The 24,195-nt window shown below is 63.0% G+C and carries 33 protein-coding genes; 23 read left to right on the plus strand and 10 right to left on the minus strand.

Going from position 1 to position 24,195, the window contains the following annotated elements; all coding sequences use genetic code 11:
• Positions 1-164: 164 nt before the first annotated feature.
• Together NKG99_RS02705 and NKG99_RS02710 are read left to right on the plus strand one after the other, a co-directional pair.
• Positions 165-593, plus strand: a complete 429-nt coding sequence (locus NKG99_RS02705) for a VOC family protein (protein ID WP_352863874.1) — start codon at positions 165-167, stop codon at positions 591-593.
• A 74-nt stretch (positions 594-667) separates the two neighbouring features.
• The gene (locus NKG99_RS02710; protein ID WP_352863876.1) at positions 668-1,021 is read left to right on the plus strand and encodes a DUF1428 domain-containing protein; all 354 of its coding nucleotides are present in this window, start codon (positions 668-670) and stop codon (positions 1,019-1,021) included.
• Positions 1,022-1,084: 63 nt separating this feature from the next.
• Here the strand turns inward: NKG99_RS02710 and NKG99_RS02715 are convergent, their stop codons facing one another.
• Together NKG99_RS02715 and NKG99_RS02720 are read right to left on the minus strand one after the other, a co-directional pair.
• Positions 1,085-2,719, minus strand: a complete 1,635-nt coding sequence (locus NKG99_RS02715) for a tetratricopeptide repeat-containing sulfotransferase family protein (protein ID WP_352863878.1) — start codon at positions 2,717-2,719, stop codon at positions 1,085-1,087.
• Positions 2,720-2,905: 186 nt separating this feature from the next.
• Positions 2,906-3,124: a hypothetical protein gene (locus NKG99_RS02720; protein WP_352863880.1), complete on the minus strand. Its 219-nt coding sequence runs from the start codon at positions 3,122-3,124 to the stop codon at positions 2,906-2,908.
• Positions 3,125-3,446: 322 nt separating this feature from the next.
• Here NKG99_RS02720 and NKG99_RS02725 point away from each other — a divergent pair, with 322 nt between their 5' ends.
• The 5 genes from NKG99_RS02725 (at position 3,447) to NKG99_RS02745 (ending at position 4,840) form a co-directional block, all read left to right on the plus strand.
• Positions 3,447-3,653 (plus strand): cold-shock protein, encoded by a 207-nt coding sequence (locus NKG99_RS02725; RefSeq protein ID WP_352863882.1) that lies wholly within the window; start codon positions 3,447-3,449, stop codon positions 3,651-3,653.
• A gap of 145 nt (positions 3,654-3,798) precedes the next feature.
• Positions 3,799-4,068, plus strand: a complete 270-nt coding sequence (locus tag NKG99_RS02730; protein ID WP_352863883.1) for a hypothetical protein — start codon at positions 3,799-3,801, stop codon at positions 4,066-4,068.
• A complete protein-coding gene (locus tag NKG99_RS02735; RefSeq protein ID WP_127265761.1) occupies positions 4,065-4,334 on the plus strand; it encodes a hypothetical protein in 270 nt (89 codons plus the stop codon). The genes NKG99_RS02730 and NKG99_RS02735 overlap by 4 nt, the downstream gene beginning before the upstream one ends.
• A 44-nt stretch (positions 4,335-4,378) precedes the next feature.
• Positions 4,379-4,516 (plus strand): hypothetical protein, encoded by a 138-nt coding sequence (locus NKG99_RS02740; protein WP_352863886.1) that lies wholly within the window; start codon positions 4,379-4,381, stop codon positions 4,514-4,516.
• 99 nt (positions 4,517-4,615) lie between these two features.
• On the plus strand, positions 4,616-4,840 hold the full coding sequence (locus NKG99_RS02745; RefSeq protein ID WP_352863888.1) for a hypothetical protein: 225 nt from the start codon (positions 4,616-4,618) through the stop codon (positions 4,838-4,840).
• Between the two features lie 145 nt (positions 4,841-4,985).
• Here the strand turns inward: NKG99_RS02745 and NKG99_RS02750 are convergent, their stop codons facing one another.
• Positions 4,986-5,390: a Kazal-type serine protease inhibitor family protein gene (locus NKG99_RS02750; RefSeq protein WP_352863890.1), complete on the minus strand. Its 405-nt coding sequence runs from the start codon at positions 5,388-5,390 to the stop codon at positions 4,986-4,988.
• 502 nt (positions 5,391-5,892) lie between these two features.
• Between NKG99_RS02750 and NKG99_RS02755 the strand changes: the two genes are divergently transcribed.
• From NKG99_RS02755 to NKG99_RS02765, 3 genes are all read left to right on the plus strand, one after another.
• Entirely contained in the window at positions 5,893-6,105 is a 213-nt protein-coding gene (locus NKG99_RS02755) for a cold-shock protein (protein ID WP_006202520.1), read from the plus strand.
• A 315-nt stretch (positions 6,106-6,420) separates the two neighbouring features.
• Positions 6,421-6,633 (plus strand): cold-shock protein, encoded by a 213-nt coding sequence (locus NKG99_RS02760; protein WP_013530020.1) that lies wholly within the window; start codon positions 6,421-6,423, stop codon positions 6,631-6,633.
• A 181-nt stretch (positions 6,634-6,814) separates the two neighbouring features.
• Complete coding sequence (locus NKG99_RS02765; protein WP_352863893.1) at positions 6,815-7,243, plus strand: BA14K family protein; 429 nt, start codon at positions 6,815-6,817, stop codon at positions 7,241-7,243.
• A gap of 96 nt (positions 7,244-7,339) precedes the next feature.
• On the opposite strand, the gene NKG99_RS02770 is transcribed toward NKG99_RS02765, so the two are convergent.
• The 3 genes from NKG99_RS02770 to NKG99_RS02780 all read right to left on the minus strand — a co-directional run bounded on the left by NKG99_RS02770 (position 7,340) and on the right by NKG99_RS02780 (position 9,473).
• Positions 7,340-7,978, minus strand: a complete 639-nt coding sequence (locus NKG99_RS02770; RefSeq protein WP_352863895.1) for an MBL fold metallo-hydrolase — start codon at positions 7,976-7,978, stop codon at positions 7,340-7,342.
• Between the two features lie 138 nt (positions 7,979-8,116).
• A complete protein-coding gene (locus tag NKG99_RS02775) occupies positions 8,117-8,434 on the minus strand; it encodes a hypothetical protein (RefSeq protein ID WP_352863897.1) in 318 nt (105 codons plus the stop codon).
• A 145-nt stretch (positions 8,435-8,579) separates the two neighbouring features.
• On the minus strand, positions 8,580-9,473 hold the full coding sequence (locus NKG99_RS02780) for a branched-chain amino acid aminotransferase (RefSeq protein ID WP_352863899.1): 894 nt from the start codon (positions 9,471-9,473) through the stop codon (positions 8,580-8,582).
• Positions 9,474-9,718: 245 nt separating this feature from the next.
• Here NKG99_RS02780 and NKG99_RS02785 point away from each other — a divergent pair, with 245 nt between their 5' ends.
• From NKG99_RS02785 to NKG99_RS02800, 4 genes are all read left to right on the plus strand, one after another.
• Positions 9,719-10,252 (plus strand): MarR family winged helix-turn-helix transcriptional regulator, encoded by a 534-nt coding sequence (locus tag NKG99_RS02785; RefSeq protein WP_352863901.1) that lies wholly within the window; start codon positions 9,719-9,721, stop codon positions 10,250-10,252.
• The gene (locus NKG99_RS02790; protein WP_352863903.1) at positions 10,239-10,958 is read left to right on the plus strand and encodes a response regulator; all 720 of its coding nucleotides are present in this window, start codon (positions 10,239-10,241) and stop codon (positions 10,956-10,958) included. The genes NKG99_RS02785 and NKG99_RS02790 overlap by 14 nt, the downstream gene beginning before the upstream one ends.
• Positions 10,959-11,007: 49 nt before the next feature.
• Complete coding sequence (locus NKG99_RS02795) at positions 11,008-12,423, plus strand: ATP-binding protein (protein WP_352863905.1); 1,416 nt, start codon at positions 11,008-11,010, stop codon at positions 12,421-12,423.
• A 207-nt stretch (positions 12,424-12,630) separates the two neighbouring features.
• The gene (locus NKG99_RS02800) at positions 12,631-13,653 is read left to right on the plus strand and encodes a glycosyltransferase family 4 protein (RefSeq protein WP_352863907.1); all 1,023 of its coding nucleotides are present in this window, start codon (positions 12,631-12,633) and stop codon (positions 13,651-13,653) included.
• On the opposite strand, the gene NKG99_RS02805 is transcribed toward NKG99_RS02800, so the two are convergent.
• From NKG99_RS02805 to NKG99_RS02815, 3 genes are all read right to left on the minus strand, one after another.
• Complete coding sequence (locus NKG99_RS02805) at positions 13,650-14,009, minus strand: tRNA-binding protein (RefSeq protein ID WP_352863908.1); 360 nt, start codon at positions 14,007-14,009, stop codon at positions 13,650-13,652. The genes NKG99_RS02800 and NKG99_RS02805 overlap by 4 nt on opposite strands.
• An 18-nt stretch (positions 14,010-14,027) precedes the next feature.
• A complete protein-coding gene (locus tag NKG99_RS02810; protein WP_013893499.1) occupies positions 14,028-14,528 on the minus strand; it encodes a type III secretion system chaperone family protein in 501 nt (166 codons plus the stop codon).
• Between the two features lie 324 nt (positions 14,529-14,852).
• Entirely contained in the window at positions 14,853-15,155 is a 303-nt protein-coding gene (locus NKG99_RS02815; RefSeq protein ID WP_109659791.1) for an accessory factor UbiK family protein, read from the minus strand.
• A 162-nt stretch (positions 15,156-15,317) separates the two neighbouring features.
• Between NKG99_RS02815 and NKG99_RS02820 the strand changes: the two genes are divergently transcribed.
• The 8 genes from NKG99_RS02820 (at position 15,318) to NKG99_RS02855 (ending at position 21,833) form a co-directional block, all read left to right on the plus strand.
• Positions 15,318-15,578: a type II toxin-antitoxin system ParD family antitoxin gene (locus NKG99_RS02820; protein WP_352863974.1), complete on the plus strand. Its 261-nt coding sequence runs from the start codon at positions 15,318-15,320 to the stop codon at positions 15,576-15,578.
• Positions 15,575-15,898, plus strand: a complete 324-nt coding sequence (locus tag NKG99_RS02825; protein ID WP_352863910.1) for a type II toxin-antitoxin system RelE/ParE family toxin — start codon at positions 15,575-15,577, stop codon at positions 15,896-15,898. The genes NKG99_RS02820 and NKG99_RS02825 overlap by 4 nt, the downstream gene beginning before the upstream one ends.
• 61 nt (positions 15,899-15,959) lie before the next feature.
• A complete protein-coding gene (gene lgt / locus NKG99_RS02830) occupies positions 15,960-16,814 on the plus strand; it encodes a prolipoprotein diacylglyceryl transferase (protein ID WP_352863912.1) in 855 nt (284 codons plus the stop codon).
• Complete coding sequence (locus NKG99_RS02835) at positions 16,811-17,911, plus strand: class I SAM-dependent methyltransferase (RefSeq protein ID WP_352863914.1); 1,101 nt, start codon at positions 16,811-16,813, stop codon at positions 17,909-17,911. Before lgt ends, NKG99_RS02835 begins: the two co-directional genes overlap by 4 nt.
• Before the next feature lie 126 nt (positions 17,912-18,037).
• The gene (gene pgeF / locus NKG99_RS02840; RefSeq protein ID WP_352863916.1) at positions 18,038-18,832 is read left to right on the plus strand and encodes a peptidoglycan editing factor PgeF; all 795 of its coding nucleotides are present in this window, start codon (positions 18,038-18,040) and stop codon (positions 18,830-18,832) included.
• Positions 18,832-19,983 (plus strand): M24 family metallopeptidase, encoded by a 1,152-nt coding sequence (locus NKG99_RS02845; RefSeq protein ID WP_352863918.1) that lies wholly within the window; start codon positions 18,832-18,834, stop codon positions 19,981-19,983. Before pgeF ends, NKG99_RS02845 begins: the two co-directional genes overlap by 1 nt.
• A gap of 43 nt (positions 19,984-20,026) precedes the next feature.
• Positions 20,027-20,659 (plus strand): hypothetical protein, encoded by a 633-nt coding sequence (locus NKG99_RS02850; protein ID WP_352863920.1) that lies wholly within the window; start codon positions 20,027-20,029, stop codon positions 20,657-20,659.
• Positions 20,660-20,897: 238 nt separating this feature from the next.
• Positions 20,898-21,833 (plus strand): ribose-phosphate pyrophosphokinase, encoded by a 936-nt coding sequence (locus NKG99_RS02855; RefSeq protein ID WP_015316090.1) that lies wholly within the window; start codon positions 20,898-20,900, stop codon positions 21,831-21,833.
• A gap of 15 nt (positions 21,834-21,848) precedes the next feature.
• Here the strand turns inward: NKG99_RS02855 and NKG99_RS02860 are convergent, their stop codons facing one another.
• Complete coding sequence (locus NKG99_RS02860) at positions 21,849-22,733, minus strand: AraC family transcriptional regulator (RefSeq protein ID WP_352863922.1); 885 nt, start codon at positions 22,731-22,733, stop codon at positions 21,849-21,851.
• 201 nt (positions 22,734-22,934) lie between these two features.
• On the opposite strand from NKG99_RS02860, the gene NKG99_RS02865 reads away from it, so the two are divergent.
• Positions 22,935-24,179 carry an MFS transporter gene (locus NKG99_RS02865; protein WP_352863924.1) on the plus strand — a complete coding sequence of 415 codons (1,245 nt, stop codon included), beginning with the start codon at positions 22,935-22,937 and terminating at the stop codon, positions 24,177-24,179.
• Positions 24,180-24,195 lie beyond the last annotated feature (16 nt).

Raw genomic sequence — 24,195 nt, forward strand, 5'->3', positions numbered from 1 at the left:
ATCGCCCCATTGGGGGGCGCCGACGCAAGTTCGTTTCACGCTTCTCGCTCAAGCCCGCCGGTCGCCCAGTTTGTCCGAAAAAAATTCGAGGCCATGTAGGATCGCCGTCACCTCAAGCGTCCTACGGTCCGCAAGGCCAAGCCAAACGCGAAGAGGAGCAAGACATGACTGATCAGACCCCCGTTCAGCCCGCGGCCAAGGTGCTCGGCGGATTGACCCCTTATCTGCAACTGGACGGCGCCTTCAAGGCCGCCGAATTCTATAAGAAGGCCTTCGGCGCCGAGCAGGTCTTTGCCTATCCGGCGGACGAAAAAGGCCGCACCATGCACATTCACCTCCACATCAACGGCTCGACGTTGATGCTCTCCGATTTCTATCCCGAAAACGGGATGCCCGCCGTCAAGCCGCAAGGCTACACCATGCAGCTTCACCTCGGCAGCGACGACATAGACGCCTGGTGGAAACGCGCCGTCGATGCCGGCTGCGAAGTCGCCGTGCCGCTCCAGGTCATGTTCTGGGGTGACCAGTGGGGCAATATGCGCGACCCGTTCGGCGTCGAGTGGGCAATGAACGCGCCGGTGAAGAAAGCCTGATCTGCCGCCAATGGCGAAGCCCCTCACCGGCTGGCGTCGGTGAGGCCCTGTGAACTTCCAGGAGGAGACCCAAAATGTCATATGTCGATGGCTTCGTGCTTGCCGTGCCCAAGGCAAATCTCGAGGACTACAAGAGGCTGGCCAACCTCGCGGGCCCTATATGGAGGGAACATGGCGCGCTCGCCTATGTCGAATGTATCGGCGACGACGTGCCCTATGGCGAGGTCACTTCGTTCCCGCGCGCCGTGCAGGCCAAGGACGACGAGATCGTCGTCTTCTCCTGGGCCGTCTATGAATCGCGGGAGAGCCGCGATGCCGTCATGGCCAAGGTGATGGCAGACCCGCGCTTGACACCCGATTGGGGGCCGATGCCGTTCGATATGAAGCGCATGATCGTCGGTGGCTTCCAGCCCTTCATGGAGCTGTAGGCGCGCCTGCTCCGCCCGTGGATGACGAAGCTTGGGGACTTCGGCTAAACTGTAACCAGGCCGCTAATCCAGCTTGTCTAGCAGCGGCTTCAGCAGGTCGCCATAGCGCTTCCACAGATCGACCGAGCCCTGATACATCGGCTGGCGTACCTGCGCGGCGGATGCGGTGCGCACCGGCCGGTCGGTCTCGTGGAAGGACAGCGCCGCATCGTCCCAAGGCAGGCCGAGATGAGCGATCAGCGCCCGCGTCTGGCCTTCCTGGTCGGCGACGAAATCCTCGTAGCGTACATCATGCACGACGCCGGGCAGCACGGTGTGCCAATGCGCCATGATGTCGGTGTAGAGATTGTGGAAATCGGCGAGTTCGCCGAGATCGTAGCCATAGCGATGGCTATCGCCACGGAAATGCACCTTGTAGATCGACAGGCAGGTGGCGGCCGCATCGCGCGCGCAATGGACGATCTTGGCCTTCGGCAGCATCAGATGCAGGAAGCCGATCAGCAGGAAGTTGCCAGGCATCTTGTCGGTGACACGCTTGAAGCCGGGATAGCGGGCGTGCAGCATGTCGAGATAGGCCTCGCCGGCCTCGGCGAAAGCCTTGTCGGGCATATCGGCGATCCCTGCGGGAAAGCCGCCCTTCATGGTCAGGGGAAACTGCTTACCGACCGCCGTCTTCAGGATGCTGAGCTCGCCGGCGCCGTAGACCTGGGGATGGCTGGCGATGATCTGCTCGACCAGCGTCGTGCCCGAGCGCGGCATGCCGACGACGAAGATCGGCGTGTCGTCGCTGATTGAGCTGGGCTTGTGTTTCTCGAAGAAGCCGGCGTCGAAGGTTGCCGTCATCGCCTCGAACTCGGCCCGCGTCTTGGCCGCATCGTAGTCGATCCCCTTGCGGCGGATCGCATTGCCTTCGGCGAAATAGTCGAAGGCCCGGCCATAATCCTTCAGATCGTCATTGGCCTTGCCGAGACCGAAGGACAACTGCATGCGCGCCAGGCTGTCCTGCGGCGTCTTGGCATGCTGAGCCTCCATGCTGGCGAGTTCGCTGTCGCGCTCCTTCTGGCGCTTGACCTGCGTCAGCATCAGCCAGGCTCTCGCCATGCCGGGATCGACCGCCAGCGCCTGCCGGAACAGGTCGGCTGCTTCATCGAGCTTGCCCCTTTCCATCAGCCCGACGCCGAGCCCATGCAGCAGGTCGGCATCCTTAGGCCGGATCGCCAGCGCTTCGCGGAAGACGGCAAGCGCCTCGTCCAGGCGTCCCGCTTCCTGCAGCGTTTCGGCAAGACCGATGCGGGCGCGGACATGGAAGGGATTGCGCCCGACCGTGCCGCGATAGATCTCCTCGGCACCCTCGAACTGGCCGAGCTGCTTCAGCGACGAACCGAGATTGTCGCGCGCCGCCAACTGATCGGGCCGCAGCGTCACCGCCTTGCGGAAGCAGTCGACGGCGGCAGCGACTTGGCCGAGGTCGCGCAGCACCGTACCGAGATTGTTTTGAAAATCCGGATTGCCGCTCTGCAGGCGCACCGACTGTTCGATCAGGTCCAGCCCTTCGGCGCCGCGCCCGGTCTGGTGCAGCAGCAGCCCCAGGAAATGCGCCGCGGCGGCGTGATTGGCCTTTTGCGCCAGCACCTGCCGGTAGATCGCCTCGGCCTCTTGCCGGCGTCCGGCCTGATGCAGCTGCAGCGCCTGCTGCACACGCTGGTCGAGCCCCAGCGGTGGCTGACCCCCAGCGCCAGATCTGGCTCCCGCGCCCGCCGCTCGTCTCTGATCTCTGTTGATGGGAAACCTGCCGTGTTTTGTCCGCCTGTGGCGGTCTAGGCCATCGGCGCGGCGGGTTCAAGGCGTCGCTTGGTATCTCGCCCTTGCCATCAACGGCGAAGGTCAGATCAGGCGGTTGGTCTCGGCGACCTGTCTGGCCCGCCTCACGGTGCCATCGGTATCGGCGATCGTTCGCCTTGCCGCCTCATCGCTTCTGATGGTCAGCCGCGCCGACTTGACGATCAGCGGCTTACCGGTCGGGCCAGCGGCACCGGCGTGTATGATGGTTGGCTTGATGATCGTCGCTACGGTCGTGCCTCTCGGGGTTCTGACAGAAACCATGATTTTTCCTTCCGTGAATAAATAAAATGCAAGTTCTGGGACAATCGGCCCAGCGTAAATTTAAGCATTTTTTTGAAAGTCGCCGATCCATATCAGAATTTTTTAAATAATTACAGCGATCTATTTTTTTGCCGCCGTCCGAGGTTTTCAGGAATCTTCTTGAACAATCAGCCCCATTAGCCTATATAGACAGGATCGCTTTGGGCCAGAATTGGCATCTCGCGGCGTCAGAAGTTCTCGACCCGCCAATCTCATTCCAATCATCGATACCGGGCGCGCCTATTCGCTCTGCGGCCATGTCTCATTTTTTCGAAAGACCCACATGAACACCGGAACCGTGAAGTTCTACAATGGCCAGAAGGGCTTTGGCTTCATTCAGCCGACCGATGGCGGCAAGGACGTTTTCGTCCATGTGAGCGCGCTGGAGCGCGCCGGCTTTCCCGGCCTCGCCGAAGGCCAGAAGCTGCGGTTCGAGTTGGAGCGTGACACCAAGGGCCGCGAGTCGGCCGCCAATTTGCAATTGATCTGATCCGGCCGAATTCGATGAACGCTGACCACGGATGTACTGGCAGCTCTCGAAAGCGGCTTATTTCCAGCGACTGCCGGAAATAGGAAAGCGGGGCACGTCCCCGCTTTTTTGCTTTCAGCATCGCTGCTTTGCATAGGTTAAGACAATGCCGGACCGCACCACACACTCCATCGCGCATTTCGCGGCACCTTTCGTGCTCGGCGGACTGGAAGGGCAGCTGCCGGCCGGCGATTACGACATCGATCACGACGAAGAGCTGATCGAGGGCATGTCACGGCTTGCCTGGCGCCGTATCGCCACTTTCATCCATCTGCCGGCAAGGGCAGTGAAAAACCCGCCCACCAGCCAGCTTGTCGCCATCGATTACCTCGAACTCGAAACAGCGCTGAAGCGCGACAGGGAGAATGCAGCATGATCCGTTTCCAGCAGAATGCGCGCCCGCGCACCGACACGCCCGCGCACCAGTTTGCGATTGGTCAGACCGTGCGGATGAAGAGCCGCACCGGCCTGGTCCAGAAGACCGCCGAACTGTTCCAGATCAAGAGCCGGCTGCCGGTCAAGGACGGCTCGCCGCAATACCGCATCCGCAGTGAGCAGGAGACCCATGAGCGGGTCACCACCGAAGACAATCTCGAACCGGCCGATCCGGTTGTTGCCGACAGCCCGGTTGTCACCGTCTGAGATCCCCACCGCAAAGCCAAGCCAACACGCAGCAGGAGCACACCATGTCCAAGGGTCAACAGCGAAGCAACCGCGAAGTGCGCAAGCCGAAGAAGGACAAGGTCGTGGCCAAGCCCGCCTCCCCATTCGGTTCGTCGGTCAAGCAGGCCGAGAGCAGCCTGAAGCCAAAGCCGAAGGGCTGAGCTGACATCCAGGGCGCCTCGTGCGCCCTCTCCGTCGCCCTATGTGAGGCGACGGACTGACATAACAGGCCCGCGCAACGCTCTGCCACGGAGGCTTGCTTGAACTTCTTCATCGAGTTCTATCGGTCGCGCGACGCCGACGAAGCCACGCTCGACAAGGTGTCGCTGGAAGCGCCGAACCTGCGCGCCGCGCTGCAGGGTGCCACCGCGCTGTTCCACACGCTGGCCATGCCGCAAATCCCCGATCGCCTGCGCATTTCCGACGACAATGGCAGCGAGCTTTATGCCGGCCCGGCTGATGGAGCCTATCCGACGGAAATATGACCGAACGCCTCGGTTCTCCCTTGCGGGGGCCCGAAGAGCCGGCGAGACTCCCGACTCGCCCAATCGGTGAATTGCCGGGCGGCACCGAGCTTGCTCGGCCACTTTCTCCCACAAAAAGGTGTAAAGGCAAGATACGCCCTGCCCCTCAGCACGGCCCGTCGTCAACGATGCGATAGTCGGCGGCGCGGGCCTCGCAAGCGTTGGGGAAAGTCCGCATCTCGCCGTTCCGACGAGCGCACACGGGAGCGTATTCACGGGTGCAGAACGTCTGCTCTTCGCCACCGCCACCGCCGTCGCGGCACGGACCATCGCGCACGATGCGATAGCCGGCCCGGTCGGCAAGGCAGGCATTGGCGAAGGTCTGGCGGTCACCGCCGCGCCGGGCACAGACCGGCTCGTACTGCTTGCTGCAATATTGCGGTTCTGGCCGTGGCTGACGCGGACGCGGCCCCGGTCCTTCATCGACGACGACGGCGCAGGCGGCAAGAATTGCCGACAGCAACAGGATGACAAAACCCTGCCGCGAAAAGATTGCCGCCAGAAATTTCATGATGATCTCCCACGATCGCGTCCCGGTTGCCGATCCTCGCCAATCCCTTGCCAATTGCAACCCCCGTTTGCAGCCCTTTCAGCCGGAAACGGTGCCTCGGCCGTGGTCGGCATCAGCCTCCTCGGCCATCTCGACATCTGGCCCATTCGTGGCCCGGCTCTGGCCGATGACCCGGCCGGCAAGCAAGCCTATGCCGAGCCGATCGATGCTCAGGTCAGTCGATCCATGCGTCGGGATGCGCCAATGCGGCGGCCCGCGGCGCTATCTTGCAACCATCACGTTTCCGTGCGATAAATTCCGTGTTCGGGCATTTGCGACCCGGAGAGCGGAACGTTTTGGACGACCTTTCCCCGATACTGTGAATCTCTGACGGCCCCGTTTTCGGCGGGGGGTTTTGACCATGCGCCAATGCATGACTGCCGAAGCAACCACCAGGAACTGCCCTTTGCGCCAGGCGGCGGGCAGAACCACCAAAGACTGAACGGGTGAAGGAGTTTCCCCAATGGCCCAGACCGGCACCGTTAAATTCTTCAACGCGACCAAAGGCTTCGGTTTCATCACGCCCGATGGCGGCGCCAAGGATGTGTTCGTCCATATTTCCGCCATCGAGGCTTCGGGCCTGCGCACGCTCGTCGATGGCCAGAAGGTCACCTTCGACGTCGAGCCGGACCGCATGGGCAAAGGCCCCAAGGCTGTCAATCTCCGCGCGGCCTGAGCTATCGGGACGTCCTCTGACGCGCGACGGAGGCTCCAACGCCTGAACCTGGCTTGGAGAGGGATCTGAATTTTGAAAGGCGCGGCGATCTTCGTCGTGCCTTTTTCGTGCCGAAGACGCGGACCAATGCATGTCGCCCAAAAGTGGCCTGTTTGGGGGAACGACAGGCATGAAAACAAGGACCCGAAGATCGCCGCGACGCCCTTTGACTGCCCGTAAAACTTTCTCTTGCCGATGACGCTAAAATAAAGGACAAATTTCCTCTCGGGCATTTGCCGGCCCGAGACTGGAGTTTATGGGACAAAGGAGCTTCCCATGCCGCAGACCGGCACCGTCAAATTCTTCAACCATGCCAAGGGCTTCGGCTTCATCACGCCCGATGATGGCGCGAAGGATGTTTTCGTCCATATTTCAGCCGTGCAGGCGTCCGGTCTTCCCGGTCTCGAGGATGGGCAGAAAGTGTCATTCGACACCGAGCCGGACAAGCGTGGCAAGGGACCGAAGGCCGTCAACCTGTCGGTCGGCTGAGCCGGCTTCAGGCTGTGGGCGGGCAGTTTCGCCCCTTGAGAGCGTGTGATTTTTGACGTCTTTTTTGAATAAACACGTCAAAATCCGTTCAGCCCCCGTTCAGCCACGGTCGCATATTAGTCTTTGGTAAAGCCGGACCGCATCCCCCGAAACTGCACGGGCCGGCACGAAGGAGACCAAGATGAACCGAATTTTCAAAACCGCCGTCCTGGCCGCTGCCGTGGCCGCCACCACGCTCGCGACCTTGCCCGCAGCCGATGCGCGTGACTGGCGCCGTCACGGCCATCACGGCAATGGCGATGCGATCGCCGCCGGCGTCCTCGGCCTCGCGGCCGGCGCACTGATCGGTGGCGCGTTGGCCAATGACCGGCCCCCGCCCTACGCTGACCGCTACTACGATGACGGTTACTACGATCGTGACGTAGTGGTGCGCCCGGCCCCGGTCCGCCGCTACTATGCGGAGCCGAGGGTTGTCTACGCCGATCGTTATGCCGAGCCGTGGACGCGTGACTGGTACGAATACTGCTCGGACCGCTACCGCACCTTCAATTCCCGTACCGGCACGTTCACCGGCAATGACGGCGAACAGCATTTCTGCACCGCCAACTGAGGCTTCCCTGCCCCAAAACAAAAAGCGCTGACCGCAAGGCCAGCGCTTTTTTGTTTGGAGCATCGCAGGATTTGGGACCGGTGATATCGGCACGCCCTAAACGAGGAAAGGATTGGTCCGCCGCTCCTCGCCAAAACGTCCACCGGGACCGTGGCCGCAGATGAAGCCGATGTCGTCGCCGAGCGGCAGGAGCTTGTCCTTGATCGAGGCGATCAGCGCCGCATGGTCGCCGCCCGGCAGGTCGGTGCGGCCGACCGAGCCGCGAAACAGCACATCGCCGACATGGGCGAACTTGGCCGCGCGGTTGTAGTAGACGACATGGCCGGGCGCATGGCCGGGGCAGTGCAACACCTCGAACACATGCGAGCCGAACGAGACGGTCTCGCCTTCGGTCAGGAACCGGTCGGGCACGCAGTTGCGCGCGCCGGCAATGCCGTAGCGCCTGCCTTGGTTTTCCAGATTGTCGAGCAGCGACTTATCGGCCTCATGCGGGCCGATGATCTCGACGCCGAGCGCTTCCTTTAGCTCCATGGCGCCGCCGGCATGGTCGATATGGCCATGCGTTATCCAGATCGCATCGGCTGATACCGAATTGTCCTTCAGCGCCGCCAGCACCTTGTCGATGTCACCGCCCGGATCGATGACCACACCGTGCTTGTCATCCATGTCGAACAGGATGGTGCAATTCTGCTGGAACGGTGTGACCGGCACGATGCCGGCATTGAGCTGACCCATAATCGTCCTTTCGCTATGCCAGCCGTGATTTAGAGACGCTGGTAAAGGGCGTCCACCCCCCGAAGGGCGAACAGTCAGTAGCCCCAAAACGGAAATGGGCGGCCGAAGCCGCCCATTTGAAGACCGAATGGCCCCTGCTTACTTCTTCATCGCGCCCATGACCGCGCCGAGAATGCCGGTCAGGATCGCGCCGCCGCCGGCGCCGCCGATGATATTCTGCAGGTTCAGCGCGCTGCCGAGACCGCTCGTTGCCGCTGCCGCAGCCGCCGGATCAACCGCGCCGCCACCAAGCAGGCTGCCGAGGATCGCCGCGCCGCCGACGCCGCCAATGGCTCCGCCCAGGATTTTGGGAAGCTGACCCATCGCCGCCGTCTTGAGCGCCGCACCGACCGCCTGACCACCGATGATACCTGTAATCACCTGTACGATGATCGGAAGAAGCGTGTTCATGTCCATATGATTAGTCCCTCCATAACTGCCAGCCTCCCGGGCCGACAGCATCATGAGACGCCGAATTGGACGAAAGTCAAATGCAAGAATGCTTAAATAAAAGGGGCGGCGCTAAAACCGCCCCTGCTTGCTAAAAAAGCTGTGACTATCGTTATTCCGCGGCGATCGCGTGCTTGGGTTGAACGGCGGCAGAATAGTCATCCATAAGGTTCTTGGCGATTTCACCGACCTCGAATCGGTAAGGTCCGATCTCCGACACCGGCGTTACTTCCGCTGCGGTGCCGGTCAGGAAGCACTGCTGGAAGCCTTCCAGCTCTTCCGGCAGGATTGCGCGTTCGATCACCTCCAGACCGCGATCCTTGGCCAACCCAATGACCGTGCGGCGGGTGATGCCGTCGAGGAAGCAGTCTGGCATGGGCGTGTGGATCTTGCCGTCCTTGACGAAGAAGATGTTGGCGCCGGTCGCTTCCGCGACCTGGCCGCGCCAGTCGAGCATCATGGCGTCGGCATAGCCCTTGGCCTCGGCGGCGTGCTTGGACATGGTGCAGATCATGTAGAGGCCGGCGGCCTTCGATTTGGACGGGGCGGTGCGCGGGTCGGGCCGCCGCCATTCCGCCACGTCGAGACGGATGCCTTTCAGCTTCTGCGCCGGATCGAAATAGCTCGGCCACTGCCAGATGGCGATGGCGCAGTTGATGCGGTTGTTCTGTGCCGAAACGCCCATCTGTTCGCTGCCGCGCCAGGCGATCGGCCGGACATAGGCGTCCTGGAAACCCTGCTTCTTCAGAAGCGTGGTGGAGGCGTCGTTGAGCTCGGCCACCGAATAGGGAATCTTGAAGCCGAGCAGGCGCGCTGAGTCATGCAGGCGCTCGGTGTGTTCGTTGAGCTTGAATATCTCGCCGCCATAGGCGCGCTCGCCCTCGAAGACGGCGCTGGCGTAATGCAGACCATGGGTCAGCACATGGATCTTGGCGTCACCCCATTGGACGAATTCGCCGTTCATCCAGATGAAGCCTTCCAGTTGATCGAAGGGAACGGATGCCATGGTAACCTCCCGCGGGCGGCAGCCCGCATAGTGTTTTGTCGTTGTGTGTTCTTGTCGCCTATCGAAGGCGGCTTTTTCAGGAGCGTAGGCGGATAATTGCGCTCTGGCAAACTAAGGAAGTTCCGGAAAAACCGGCTTGCCTTGCCTTTTCGTTCGCAATGCGCCCAAAAGCTTGTCAAAAATTACCATTGCAGGGAAATTACGTCAATAGTACTGACATAATCTCTCTTTCCCACGGAGAAATGATGACGGATCGTAGCCACGTAGCCGGGAAACCGATCAGGACCGCGATGTCAGACGAGGACGGCATCGACTTCGCCATCATCGAATTGCTCTTCTTCGCCTATCGTGACTTCACCTCCGATCCGGATCAGATCCTGGCCGATTACGGTTTCGGCCGTGCCCATCACCGGGTGCTGCATTTCGTCAACCGCAGGCCGGGCCTGACGGTCGCCGAACTGCTCGACGTGCTGAAGATCACCAAGCAGAGCCTGGCCCGCGTGCTCAAGCAGTTGATCGACACCGATCATGTCGTGCAGTTGCAAGGTCCACGCGACCGCCGCCAGCGGGAGCTTTATCCGACGGCCAAGGGCCGTGCGCTGGCGCTGGCGCTGGCGCGGCCACAGTCGCGCCGCATCCATGCTGCATTGGAAGATTCCGGAATAACCGAACGGACCTTGGTGGAACGGTTCCTCGAAGCGATGGTCGATCCGGAACTGAGAGCGCAGATCGACCTGGGGTCCGCAAAAATGTCAGGGAAAAACCATGGAGAGCACTGAACGGGTAGATCACGCGGCCGCACCGGACGATGACGCACCGCATCTGCTTGTGGTCGACGACGACACCCGCATCCGCAATCTTCTCAAGCAGTATCTGACCGAAAACGGCTTTCGCGTCACCGTCGCCGGCAATGCCGACGAAGCCAGGCGCAAACTTGCCGGCCTCGACTTCGACCTTCTGGTGCTCGACGTCATGATGCCCGGCGAGACAGGCGTCGACCTGACCAAGTCGCTGCGCGCCGAAAAGAACGTGCCGATCCTGATGCTGACGGCGCTGTCGGAGACCGACAGCCGCATCAGCGGGCTGGAGGCCGGCGCCGACGACTATCTGCCGAAACCTTTCGATCCGCGCGAGCTGATCCTGCGCATCAACAACATCCTGCGCCGCGGCGGCCCGGCGACCACGCCGAAGGTCGAGCAGTTGGTTTTCGGCCCTTACACCTTCCAGATCGCCAGGCGCGAATTGAAGCGTGGCGGCGAGGCGCTGAAGCTGACCGACCGCGAGCAGGAGATCCTGGCGATCTTCGCTGCGCGGGCAGGTGAGACGATACCCCGCCACGAGCTTGTCGGCGACGATTCGGAAGTCGGCGAGCGCACCATCGATGTCCAGATCAACCGGCTGCGCCGCAAGATCGAGCGCGATCCGTCCAATCCGGTCTGGCTGCAGACCGTGCGCGGTATTGGGTATCGGCTCAGCGTGGAATAGAATGCCGCCTGCGGCCGGCTGAACGGCCGCGGGCAAGCGAAAAGAGCGAATGGCAACCACGGAACTGGAACAGCCGGGCAATGGCGGCTTGAGCGCACGCGCCACGCGGCCGCTGAAGGCGGTGCCACGCGCCTGGAACCGCTTCTGGCGCCTCGTCTCGCTCTATATGCCCAAGCGGCTCTATGCCCGCTCGCTGATCATCGTCATCGCGCCGATGATCCTGCTGCAATCGGTCGTCGCCTTCGTCTTCATGGAGCGCCATTGGGCAACCGTGACGCAGCGCCTGTCGCAAGCCACCGTGCGCGACATCGCCGCCATCGTCGACCTGATCGAGACCTACCCGCACGACGCCGACTACACCAGCATCATCCGCATCGCCCAGGACCGCATGCAGTTGAAGGTCGACCTGCTGCCGCCCGATCCCTTGCCGCCGCCAGGACCCAAGCCGTTCTTTTCGATCCTCGATGACGTTCTCTCATCCGAAATCACCCGCCAGATCAACCGGCCGTTCTGGATCGACACGGTCGGCAATTCCAATATCATCGAGGTACGCGTCCAGCTCGAGGACAAGGTGCTGCGCGTCTTCGTGCGCCGCAGCCAGGCCTATGCCTCGAATACCCACATCTTCCTGATCTGGATGGTCGGCACCTCGCTCGTGCTCCTGATGATCGCCATCCCCTTCCTGCGCAACCAGATCCGGCCGATCCTGACGCTTGCCGAAGCCGCCGAAAGCTTCGGCAAGGGCCGGCCGATGCCGCGCGACTTCCGGCCGCGTGGCGCCGAGGAGGTTCGTCGCGCCGGCTTTGCCTTCATGCAGATGCGCGAGCGCATCGAACGCCAGATCGAGCAACGCACCGCCATGCTGACCGGTGTCAGTCATGATCTGCGTACCATCCTCACCCGCTTCAAGCTGCAGTTGGCGCTGGCCGGCGGCAAGGCCGAGACCAAGGCGGCACTCGACCAGGACATCGACGACATGCAGTCGATGCTCGAAGGCTATCTCGCCTTTGCCCGTGGCGAGGCTTCGGAAGACGCCGGACGGTTCGATCTCGAAGCTTATTTCGAGAAGCTGGGCGAGGAGGCCAGGCTGCGCAAGCGCAAGCTGTCGACGACGCTTGCCGGCGACCCCGATGTGCATGTGCGGCCGAACGCCTTCGCCCGACTGATGTCCAACGTCATCGGCAACGCCTTCCGCTACGCCAAGGCGGTGGAGGTCAACGCCACCCATGGCCGCGGCTCGCTGCTGGTCACCATCGACGATGACGGTCCAGGCATTCCGGCCGACAGGCGCGAAGACGTGTTCAAGCCTTTCGTGCGGCTCGACGAGGCGCGCAACCTCGACGCCAGCGGCACCGGGCTCGGCCTGTCGATTGCCCGCGACATCGCCCGCAGTCACGGCGGCGACATCACCCTGGACGACAGCCCGCTCGGCGGCCTGCGAGCGGTGATCAAGGTTCCCGCATAATCCGCGGAGGACCGGGCTTCATCCGCCCGTCATGAAACCATGATCAAGAGCGCGCATGAAACGCGCGACCTCAATTGATTCGGCCTTGCCGCCTCACTTCGACCCCGTGCCCGCCCGGGTGCGCCGGAGCGAAGCGAGGGTAGCAGGCCGGTCGCCGTTCCGGCATCGTCTCAAGGCAACCATCGACCTTTCCTGCAAAGGGCCGCCATGCGGATATTGATGGTCACCGACGCCTGGCGCCCGCAGGTCAACGGCGTCGTCCACACGCTGGAGCGGCTTACCGAAACGCTGAAATCCTTCGATGTCGCGGTCGATTTCCTGACGCCCAACATCTTTCGCACACTGCCCTTACCGACCTATCCGGACATAAGGCTGGCGCTGACCACGCCCGGCCATGTCGCGCGCCTGATCAAGGCCGGCAGGGCCGACCATATCCATATCGTCACCGAGGGTCCGCTCGGCATCATGGCGCGGCGCTATTGCCGCAATGCCGGCCGGCCGTTCACCACCAGCTATCACACGCGCTTTCCCGAATATCTCAGCGCCCGCCTGCCGGTGCCGGAAAGCTGGGCCTATCGCTGGCTGCGCGATTTCCACAATTCCGGCCAGGGCACGCTGGTCGCCACCCAATCGCTGGCCGACGACCTTTCGGCGCGCGGCTTCACCAAGCTGCGGCCCTGGACGCGCGGCGTCGACACCGACCATTTCCGGCCGGACAAGAAGAAGGATCTCGGCTTCCCCGGGCCAGTCTTCCTCTGCGTCGGCCGCGTCGCCATCGAAAAGAACCTGAGCGCCTTCCTCGACCTCGACCTGCCCGGCAGCAAGGTGGTCGTCGGCGAGGGTCCCGAGCTTGCCAGGCTGAAGGCGAAATACCCACAGGCGCATTTCCTAGGCCACCGCCCCAATGACGAACTGGCCGAGATCTATGCCTCGGCCGACGTCTTCGTCTTCCCGAGCCGCACCGACACTTTCGGCAACGTCATCATCGAGGCGCTGGCCAGCGGCACGCCGGTCGCCGCCTATCCGGTGACAGGGCCGATCGACATCGTCGGCGACGGCTTTGGCGGCGCTGTTTCCAATGATCTGCGCGAGGCAGCGCTCGCCGCGCTCAACGTCGACCGCGCGCAGGCGCGCGAACGCGCCATGCGCTACAGCTGGAAGGCTTGCGCGGAAATGTTCCTCGACACGGTCGAGGAAGCACTGGGAACGACGCGGAAGCTGGCGGCCTAAAATAACCTGCCGCCGTCCGGCACTTTGCGCTCGATGGCGCCGAGCACCACGGCACCCTCCTCGTCGGGAAAGCCGAGCGTCAGCACTTCCGACATGAACGGCCCGATCTGGCGCGGCGGGAAATTGACCACCGCGAACACCTGCCGGCCGATCAGCGTCTCCGGTGCATAGTATTTGGTGATCTGCGCCGACGATTTCTTGATGCCGATGTCGGCGCCGAAATCGATCTTCAGCTTGAATGCCGGCTTGCGCGCCTCCGGAAACGGTTCGGCTTCGACGATCGTGCCGGCGCGGATGTCGACACGATCGAAATCGGCAAAACTGATCTCGGGCTTAAGCGCGCTGCTCGAACTCATCTTCCGTCTTACCGTGGTTCAGGCGTTGCCGTAGGTCTCGAACAGCACGCCGGCCAATGCGTCCTTGGCCGAGGTTCCCGACCAGACGACGAACTGGAAAGCCTGGAAATAGCATTCGCAGGCTTCCAGCGCTGACGACAGCAACACTTCGACCTGCTGGCTCGATGGTTCGACGCCACCGGCCAACAGCAGCGACTGGCGGAACATGATCGCGCCCTCCTGCTCCCAGAGGTCGAAATGGCCAAACAGCATCTGTTCGTTGATGAGCGACAGCAGCCGCATCACTTCCAGCGCGCGGGTCTCCGGCACCTTGATGTCGAAGGCACAGGCCAGGTGCAGCGCTTCGAAATCCTCCATCCACGAGAAGGAGACGTGATAGTCGGTCCAGCTTCCGGCAACCGAGATCGAAATCTCGTCGTCGCCGGCCCGCTCAAAGGACCAGTCGTTGTTGTGGGCCACCTGCTCGATAACATCCACCGGATGGATTTCGCGGGAGAATTCGAGTTCGAGAAGTTCCATGGAATGCTTCCTGTCGTTCTGTACGAGCGCCGCCACACGCTCCGCGGGAGGGCACACACAACGAACAATCTTGTCTAGAACTCGGACGGCCAGGACTTTCTTCGCGCAAAGACCCCAGACCGGACCCACCGCCCGGCTGCATGACCCTGCTCCGAATCATGCAACAAATTCAGTCTATTGATCGGGAGTCGCGTGAACAGCCCAATTTTTCGCACTGCGTCATTCGCATGTGGAAAGCCGCTGTCACAAAGATTCATGCAATGCCGTTAAGCGATTCACGGCAAAGCGCTTTTCAGGATCGGGCTATGTGGAAAAGTTTAACGATTATTTTTTTGCGCGGGGCTTGGCCGCCGCCGCCGGTGCGGCGTCACCCGCCAGTTCGGCAAGCTTCGCCTCGAGCGCCTCGATGCGGGCGGCAAGACGGGTGTTTTCTTCCCTGGCCTTGGCGGCCATCTCGCGCGCGGCTTCGAACTCTTCGCGCTGCACCACGTCCATGGTGTTGAGAATGCGCTCGGCCTGGCCCTTGAAGGCGGTCTCGACCTCACGACGCACGCCCTGCGCGGCCCCGGCGGCGTCGGTCATCAGCTTGGCGAATTCATCGAGAATGCGGTTCGGTCCGGTCGACATGGCAAATCCTCGCTTGCTCGAAATGACGTAGTGGCGCTGCGCGCGGAATGCAAGAACGTTGAAGCCTGCTGCGGCATCAAGTCGGATCTGCCCTTGCTCAAATCACTGGCAAGTTCGATCAATAACTATTATTATCTGGGGTGTCTTTTTGGGAACATCATCATGGCCATTAGCGCCGACTTGGGCACCCGTCTCGAAGATATCGTAAACCAGCTCGTCAGCACCGGCCGCTACAATTCGAAGAGCGAAGTGCTGCGTGAGGGCGTCCGCCTCGTCGAAGAGCGGGAAAAGCGCCTTGCCACCCTCGACGCAGCCCTAGCGGAAGGCATTGCAGATGCCGACGCCGGCCGGGTGAAACCCGGCGACGAGGTGCTGGACAGACTCGAAGCCAAATACAAGGCGATGGCAGAGAAGAACAGGTGAAGCGGCTGGTCTTCACCCGTCGGGCTGAAGCGGACCTTGCAGCCATTGGTGACTACATCGCGCTGCACAACCCATTTCGTGCGGTGACGTTCATTCAGGAATTGCGCCGCGATTGCATGGAACTGCGCCCCATGCCGGAGCGGTATCCACTCTTCGAGCGGCATCGATCCTCAGGCATTCGGCGGCGCGTCCATGGCAACTATCTGATTTTCTATCGCATTGGCCCCAGAAACCATAGAGATACTGCACATCCTGCACGGCGCGATGGACCTTGGACCGATCCTGTTCCCCGACAGTTGACGGCGCCCACCTTGCCTTGACCCTGCCAAAAGCCTGCCGCATGGTCCGCGCCCAAACGCGTTCGCAATCGAGAGTTCCCCGTTGAACGAATATTTCCTGCTGCCGCTGGCCTCCTTACCCTTCCCCAACATCAACCCGATCCTCATCCAGATCGGACCGCTGGCGGTGCACTGGTACGGCATCGGCTACATCGTCGGCATCCTGTTCGCCTGGTGGTACGCCAAGCGGCTCGCCGCCAATGCCAAGCTGTGGCCGAATGGCGTCCTGCCGATGAAGCCGGAAGACCTCGACGATTTCATCGTCTGGGCGGCCATCGGCGTCGTGCTCGGCGGCCGCACCGGCTATGTGCTGTTCTACGATTTGGCGCGTTACATTGCCCACCCGCTCGACATCTTCGCGGTCTGGCAAGGCGGCATGTCGTTTCATGGCGGCTTGCTTGGCGTCATCCTCGCCATGACGCTGTTTTCCATCAAGCGCGGCATCCGCACATGGTCGCTGTTTGACGTCGTGGCCGCCGGCGTGCCGGTCGGCCTTGGCCTGGTGCGCATCGCCAACTTCATCAACTCCGAGCTGTGGGGGCGGCCAACCGACGTGCCCTGGGCATTCGAATTCCCCAATGGCGGGCCATTTGCCCGCCACCCGAGCCAGCTCTACGAGGCACTGCTCGAGGGCGTGGCGCTGTTCCTCGTGCTGCGCATCCTCACCCATTCGCGCCTCAAGCTGAAGACGCCGCGCTTCGTCGGCGGCGCCTTCATTTGCGGTTATGGCCTGTCGCGCATCTTCGTCGAGTTCTTCCGCGAGCCCGACCAGCAGCTCGGCTATCTCCTCGGCACCAACTGGCTGACCATGGGCATGATCCTGTCGACGCCGATGGTGCTGGCCGGCATCTGGGCGATGCTGACCGCCAAGCCGGTGGCGCAGCCGCGGCCGGCATGACACGGCTGAAAACCCGCATCGTCGACCTGATCGAGGCGTTGGGGCCGATCCCGATCAACGAATACATGGCACTGTGCCTGTTCGACCCGCAGGACGGTTATTACACGACGCGCGAGCCCTTCGGCACGGCCGGCGACTTCATAACCGCGCCGGAGATCAGCCAGATGTTCGGCGAACTGGTCGCTGTGTGGATGTACCAGGCCTGGCTGGCGAGCGGCCGGCCGCTGCCGGCCACCATCGCCGAGATCGGCCCTGGCCGCGGCACGCTGATGAAGGACATGCTGCGCACCCTGTCGCGGCTTGATCCTGATCTGGCCAACGGCGCCGCCTTCGCCATGATCGAGACTAGCCCGCGTCTGGCCGAGGTGCAGAAACAGACGCTTGGCGTCACACCCTTCGTGATCGGCTGGCACGAGACCATCGAGACCTTGCCGCAACAGCCGCTGTTCATAGTCGGCAACGAACTGTTCGACGCCGTGCCCGTCCGCCAGTTCGTCCGCGCCGGCGCCGGCTGGCGCGAGCGCATGGTCGGCCTCGACGACACCAATGAGCTGCGCTTCTTCGCCGGTGCCGGTTCGGTCGATCCGACCCTGCTGCCCGCCGATGCCGCTGACGCACCGCAAGGCGCTATCGTCGAAGTGGCGCCGGCCCGCACGGCGCTGATGGCGACCATTGCCGAGCGCATATCCAAGCATGGCGGTGCCGGCCTGTTCCTCGACTATGGCCATCTCCAGCCGGGCGTCGGGGACACGCTGCAGGCCTTGCGCGGCCACAATCACGAAGATGTGCTGGCCAATCCCGGCGGGGCCGACCTCACCACCCATGTCGATTTCGGCGCCCTTGCCGCAGCCGTTCGCGCGCAGGGCCTCGGCGCCCATCTGTCGACGCAGGGCGATTTCCTGCTCGGCATGGGCATTCTCGAACGCGCCGGCCGGCTCGGCGCCGATGCCTCCCAGGCGGCGCGCGACAAGATTACCGAAGCCGTCGAGCGCCTCGCCGGCCCGCACGCCATGGGCGAACTGTTCAAGGTGCTTGCGGTGCTGCCGCGCGGCGTGGCCGCCCCACTCTCCGCAACAACGCCCTTCGCGGCGGATTGACTTTTCACCGCCGCCCCTCCCAATCTCCCGTCCGGTAAAAAAAGCGGCCGGACCGCCAGCCTCGCCTTCTTCTCGACGAAGCACCTTCTTCTTGACGAAACCGCCCACACGGACAACAACGCCCGCATGCTGAATCAGACCAAACCGGATCCCGTTCGGTCGCCGCTGCTGGACAAGGCGCGGGCACAAGGCATCCGCCACGGCTATTTCACCCGCATTGGCGGTGTCTCCAGCGGCATCTATCATGGCCTCAACATCGGCACCGGATCGGATGACGATCAGGCGCTGGTGGCCGAGAACCGCGGCCGCGTCGCAGCCTGGATGGGTGTACCGGCAACCCATCTCTTGACCGCCTGGCAGATCCATTCGCCCGATGTCGTCATTGCCCGGGAACCCTTTGCCGGCGAACGCCCCAAGGCAGACGCCATCGTCACCGACCGGCCGGGCATCGCCATCGGCGCCTCGACCGCCGATTGCGGTCCGGTCCTGTTCGCCGACCCGCAGGCGCGCATCATCGGCGCCGCACACGCCGGCTGGAAAGGCGCCCTCACAGGCATGCTCGAAAACACCATCCTCGCCATGCAAAGCCTCGGCGCCCGTCGCGAAAACATCGTCGCCGTGCTCGGCCCCTCGATCGGCCCTGATAACTATGAGGTCGGGCCGGAATTCGTTGCCCGCTTTGTCGAGGCCGACGCCGAAAACATCGGCTATTTCGCGCCTTCCGCCAACGCCGGCCATGCGATGTTCGACCTCAACCGCTACACGGTCGACCGTCTGGCCAAGGCCGGTGTAGCAGCCGACGGCCTCGGACGCTGCACCTATGCCGAGGAAGATCTGTTCTACTCCTACCGGCGCGCCACGCACCGCAAGGAGCCCGATTACGGCCGGCAGGTTTCGGCAATCGTTTTGGAGAGGGAATAATGGCGCTGCATTTTGAACGATCCGAATTCGACGCGCGGCGCGACCGGCTGATGATCGAGATGGCCGAGAAGAAGCTCGACGCCATCCTGCTGTTCGCGCAGGAGAGCATGTACTGGCTGACCGGCTACGACACGTTCGGCTTCTGCTTCTTCCAGTGCCTGGTGGTGAAGGCCGACGGTTCGATGGTGCTTCTGACCCGCTCGGCCGATCTGCGCCAGGCGCGCCAGACCTCGATCATCGACAACATCGTTCTGTGGACCGACCGCAACGGCGCCAACCCGGCGGTCGACCTGCGCAACCTGCTCAACGAGCTCGACCTGCTCGGCGCCCGTATCGGCGTCGAATACGACACCCATGGCCTGACCGCCTTCAACGGCCGCCGCTTGGATGAGCAATTGCAGACCTTTGGCCAGATCGCCGATGCATCCGGCATCGTCGGCCGGCTGCGCCTGTTCAAGAGTCCGGCCGAGATCGCCAAGGCCGAGAAAGCCGCCAATCTCTCCGACGACGCGCTCGACGCGGCCTTGCCGCTGATCAAGCAGGGCGGCGACGAAGCCCTGATCCTGGCCGCCATGCAGGGCGCGGTCTTCGCCGGCGGCGGCGATTATCCGGCCAACGAGTTCATCATCGGTTCCGGCGTCGACGCGCTGCTGTGCCGCTACAAGGCCGGCCGCCGCAAGCTCACCAAGAACGACCAGCTGACGCTTGAATGGGCCGGCGTCTTCAACCACTACCATGCACCGATGATGCGCACGGTGCTGACAGGCAAGGTCTCGAAGCGCCATCAGGAGCTGTTCGACGCCGCCCGCGCCGCTCTTCTGGCCGTCGAGAAGGCGATGGCGCCGGGCAACAGCTTCGGCGACGTGTTCGATGCCCACGCCCGCACCATGGAGGCGCACGGCCTGACCAAGCACCGGCTGAACGCCTGCGGCTACTCGGTCGGCGCCCGTTTCACGCCGTCCTGGATGGACATGCCGATGTTTTACCAGGGCAACCCAGAACCGATCGCGCCGAACATGACGCTGTTCGCCCACATGATCATCATGGATTCCGAAACCGAGACGGCGATGACGCTTGGCCGCACCTACCTGACCACCGAATCCCAGCCCAAGCCGCTGTCCCGCCATGATCTCGACTTGATCGTACAGTGAATCCATAATGAGAGGCGTTCTTCGCCAAGGAGTTAGAAGGCAAATGAGACGATCGCATGTGACGACCGTGTCATTGCTTGTGGCATTGGCTCTTGGCGCCTGCACCAACGCAAAGGACGTGCTCGAACCGTCGGCCATCACCCCGCCCGCGACATCGGCCCAGACGCTGCCCGCCACGCAAGGCAACACGGCAGCAGCGGTTCCGGCGCCGGCGTCGCCTGCCACCACCGTGGCGGGCGCTCCCACAACCGCCACCACACCGGTCACACCAGCGCAAAGCGCCGCCGTCCTGGCGAAGACCCGTCTGCAGATCGCCCCGATCGTCGGCGCCTCGGTCGAGGCCGCGACACCGCTGACGGCGGAGCTGCAGACGCGCGCCCGGCAGCGCGGCATTACGCTCGCCGGCAGCGCCGACCAGACCCCGACGCATGTGCTCAAAGGCTATTTCTCGACGATGTCTGAAGGCACCGACACCACCGTCATCTATGTCTGGGACGTCTATGACCCGGCCGGCAACCGCCTGCACCGCATCAATGGCCAGCAGAAGGCGCCTTCGGTCAATTCCGGCGGCAGCGGCGGCGACAGCTGGAAGGCGGTCTCGCCGGCCACCATGCAGACGATCGCCGACCAGACCATCGACCAGTTCGCGGCCTGGCTTGGCGGCAAGGCGGGCTAGAGGCATCGGACCCAAAAGTGGAGACGGTTTTGGGAAAATCCGATGCCCAACGAGAAGAAGGAACAGCGGAAGCCCGCTGCTCCCTGTTGCCCACCGGCGATGGCGCGAGGCTTTACTTGAGATTAGCCGGCGGATTCCCGATCTCGGCGCTTGCAATACCGGCGCGGGCCGCTAAAAGCCCGGTTAAAGGGCGCAGGCGAGTCCGTCAGGTCCCGCCATCCTCCACCAGGAACCGTGCATGAAACTCTTCGCGGGCAATTCCAACAGGGTGCTGGCCGAAGCGGTCGCCCGGTACCTCAACGTCCCGCTGGGCAAGGCCAGTGTCAGGCGCTTCGCCGATCAGGAAATCTTCGTTGAAATCCAGGAGAACGTGCGCGGCGAGGATGTCTTCATCCTGCAGTCGACCTCGTTCCCGACCAACGATCATCTGATGGAACTGCTCATCATGATCGATGCCTTCATGCGCTCGTCGGCCAAGCGCATCACCGCGGTCATCCCCTATTTCGGCTACGCCAGGCAGGATCGCCGCGCCTCCGGCCGCACGCCGATCTCGGCCAAGCTGGTCGCCAACATGATCACCCGCGCCGGCGTCGACCGCGTCTTGACGCTCGACCTGCATGCCGGCCAGATCCAGGGCTTTTTCGACATCCCGACCGACAATCTGTTTTCCGTGCCGGTCATGGCCCGCGACGTGAAGGCAAAATACAAGCAGCTCGGCAATGTCGTTGTGGTGTCGCCCGACATCGGCGGCGTGGTGCGGGCCCGCGCGCTGGCCAAGCGCTTCGACGCGCAGCTCGCCATCGTCGACAAGCGCCGTGAGCGTCCCGGTGAATCGGAAGTCATGAACATCATCGGCGCGGTCGCCGGCAAGGATTGCCTGCTGATCGACGACATCGTCGATTCCGGCGGCACGCTTTGCAATGCCGCCGATGCGCTGCTGGCCAACGGCGCCACCAGCGTCACCGCCTATATCACGCACGGCGTGCTGTCGGGCGGTGCGGTTGCCCGCATCAGTGGCTCGAAGCTGCAGGAACTGGTGATCACCGATTCCATCCAGCCGACGCAAGGCGTGCTCGACGCGCCCAACATCCGCGTCATCTCGATCGCCGACCTGATGGGCGAAGCCATCTCGCGCACGGCGACCGAGGAATCGGTGTCCAGTCTCTTCGACTAAGACCGATACCTGCCCCTACGGCGCGGGGCTTTCCAGCCGAACCGGACTGATCAGGCGACGCGCGCTTTCACCGCTTTCACGTGCGCCGCGCATATAGCCGCGCGGCGAGGCGCCCAGCATGCGCTTGAACATTGTGATGAAGGCCGGCACGCTGTCATAGCCGAGATCGAGCGCCACCCTGGTGATCGGCTCGCCATCGGCGAACCTGGGCAGGGCCGCGAACAGGCAGGCCTGCTGGCGCCATGTCGACAGAGACAGCCCGGTCTGGCGCTGGAAGGCGCGGGTGAAGGAGCGGCGGCTCATGCCGGCGGCATCGGCCCACTCGTCGATCGTTGCGTGCGGCGAAGGTGCGGCGACGAAGCGCCGGCACAGAGCCGACAGCCTGGGATCGGACGGGAACGGCAGCCCGAGCGGCCGTTCCGGCAGGGTCGGAATCTCATGCAGCAGGAGATTCATGATCAGCCCGCCGCGACCTTCCAGTTCGCTGCCCCGCGGCAGCTTTTCCGATTCCACGATCAGGCTGTGCATCAGGTCGGTGACGCCGACGACGCGCAAGCCTTCGGGCAGGCCGGGGATCGCCTGCGGCATGACATAGACGGAACGCATGGAGACATCGCCCAGCATCTCGACGGAATGCTCCGTGCCGGCTGGAATCCACATCGCATGGTCGGGCGGCACCATCCAGCGCCCGTAGCGCGTCGTCACCAGCACGACGCCGACCAGCGCATGCAGCAACTGGCTGCGGCTGTGGCGGTGCTGCGGCACACGGTAACCGTCAGGATATTCGGTCGGCAGCGCCACCGCCGGCCCGGCGACTTGCTCCAGCCACTGCCAGCGGCGCTCGTGCAACTGCTCGAGATCGACACTACCGGCGTGAAAGACTTCTTTGCCGTGCGGCACCCTGTATGGCCCACTTGCGAAACTATTGGACCAAACCACGAAAGAAGTCACCCCGCAAGCAGCTTATAAGGCAACCGTCCCAAGGCGCTCCGTAGGGGCGTCCTTCAAGGCGCTCCACGGGAGCGTCCGTTAAGGCGGCCTTCAGCAGTGCCGCGAGTTTGCGCTGCGGGCCTACCCGCCAAAAAGACCACGGAGCCTACCTTGACCGATACGACAGCCGCCAGCGTCGCCCCACCGGCGAGCGCCAGTCACGCTTCAGCCCAGGCGACGGCCTTCACCGTCATCCTGGCGGTGAGCTTCTGCCACTGCATCAACGACATCATGCAGTCGCTGCTATCGGCCATCTATCCCTTGCTGAAAGAGAATTACGGCCTCGATTTCTGGCAGATCGGCCTCCTGACCTTCACCTTCCAGGTGACCGCATCGCTGCTGCAGCCGATGATCGGCATGATCACCGACAAGCGGCCGATGCCCTATTCGCTGCCATATGGCATGGCGTCGTCGCTGATCGGCCTGGTCGTGCTCGCCTATGCCGGGCACTATTCGCTGCTTCTGATCGGCGCCTCGCTGATCGGCATCGGCTCTGCGATCTTCCATCCGGAATCCTCGCGCATCGCCCGCTTCGCCTCCGGCGGCCGCTTCGGCCTGGCGCAGTCGCTGTTCCAGGTCGGCGGCAATTTCGGCCAGTCCATGGGGCCGCTGCTGGCTGCCTTCATCGTCGTGCCCTTCGGCCAGACCAGCATTTCGTGGTTTGCCGTCGGCTCGCTGATCGGCATCATCGTTTTGTGGCGGGTCGGCGGCTGGTACAGCCGACTGCGCGCCGCACAGGGCAACCGCAAGACGGCAAGCTTCGTCTCGCCCTTCCCGCGCCGCAAGGTCATGTGGGCATTGGCGGTGCTGACCTTGCTGGTGCTGACCAAGAACGCCTACATCGCCAGCCTCGCCAGCTACTACACGTTCTATTCCATGCATAAGTTCGGGGTTTCGGTGCAGATGTCGCAGGTCATGCTGTTCCTGTTCCTCGGCGCCTCGGCGCTGGGCATCCTGCTCGGCGGCCCGTTCGGCGACCGCTATGGACAGAAGGCCATGATCTGGTTCTCCATCGTCGGCGTGCTGCCCTTCACGCTGGCCCTGCCCTACGCCAACTTGGAATGGACGATGGTGCTGACGGTGTTGATCGGGCTGATCCTGTCATCGGCCTTCTCCAACATCGTCGTTTTCGCCCAGGAACTGGTGCCGGGACGTGTCGGCATGATCGCCGGGATCTTCTTCGGCTTCGCCTTCGGCGTGGGCGGCATCGCGGCTGCCGTGCTCGGCGTGGTCGCCGATGTGAAGGGCATCGATTATGTCTTCCAGATCTGCTCGTATCTGCCGCTGCTTGGGCTGCTGACCGTGTTCCTGCCGAACATGAAAGAAGCCAGGAAGGCACAGGCGGCGACCAGCTAAAAATCAGCTTATCTTC

The organism is Mesorhizobium sp. M1409 (assembly GCF_040317535.1).
Classification (GTDB): Bacteria; Pseudomonadota; Alphaproteobacteria; order Rhizobiales; family Rhizobiaceae; genus Mesorhizobium.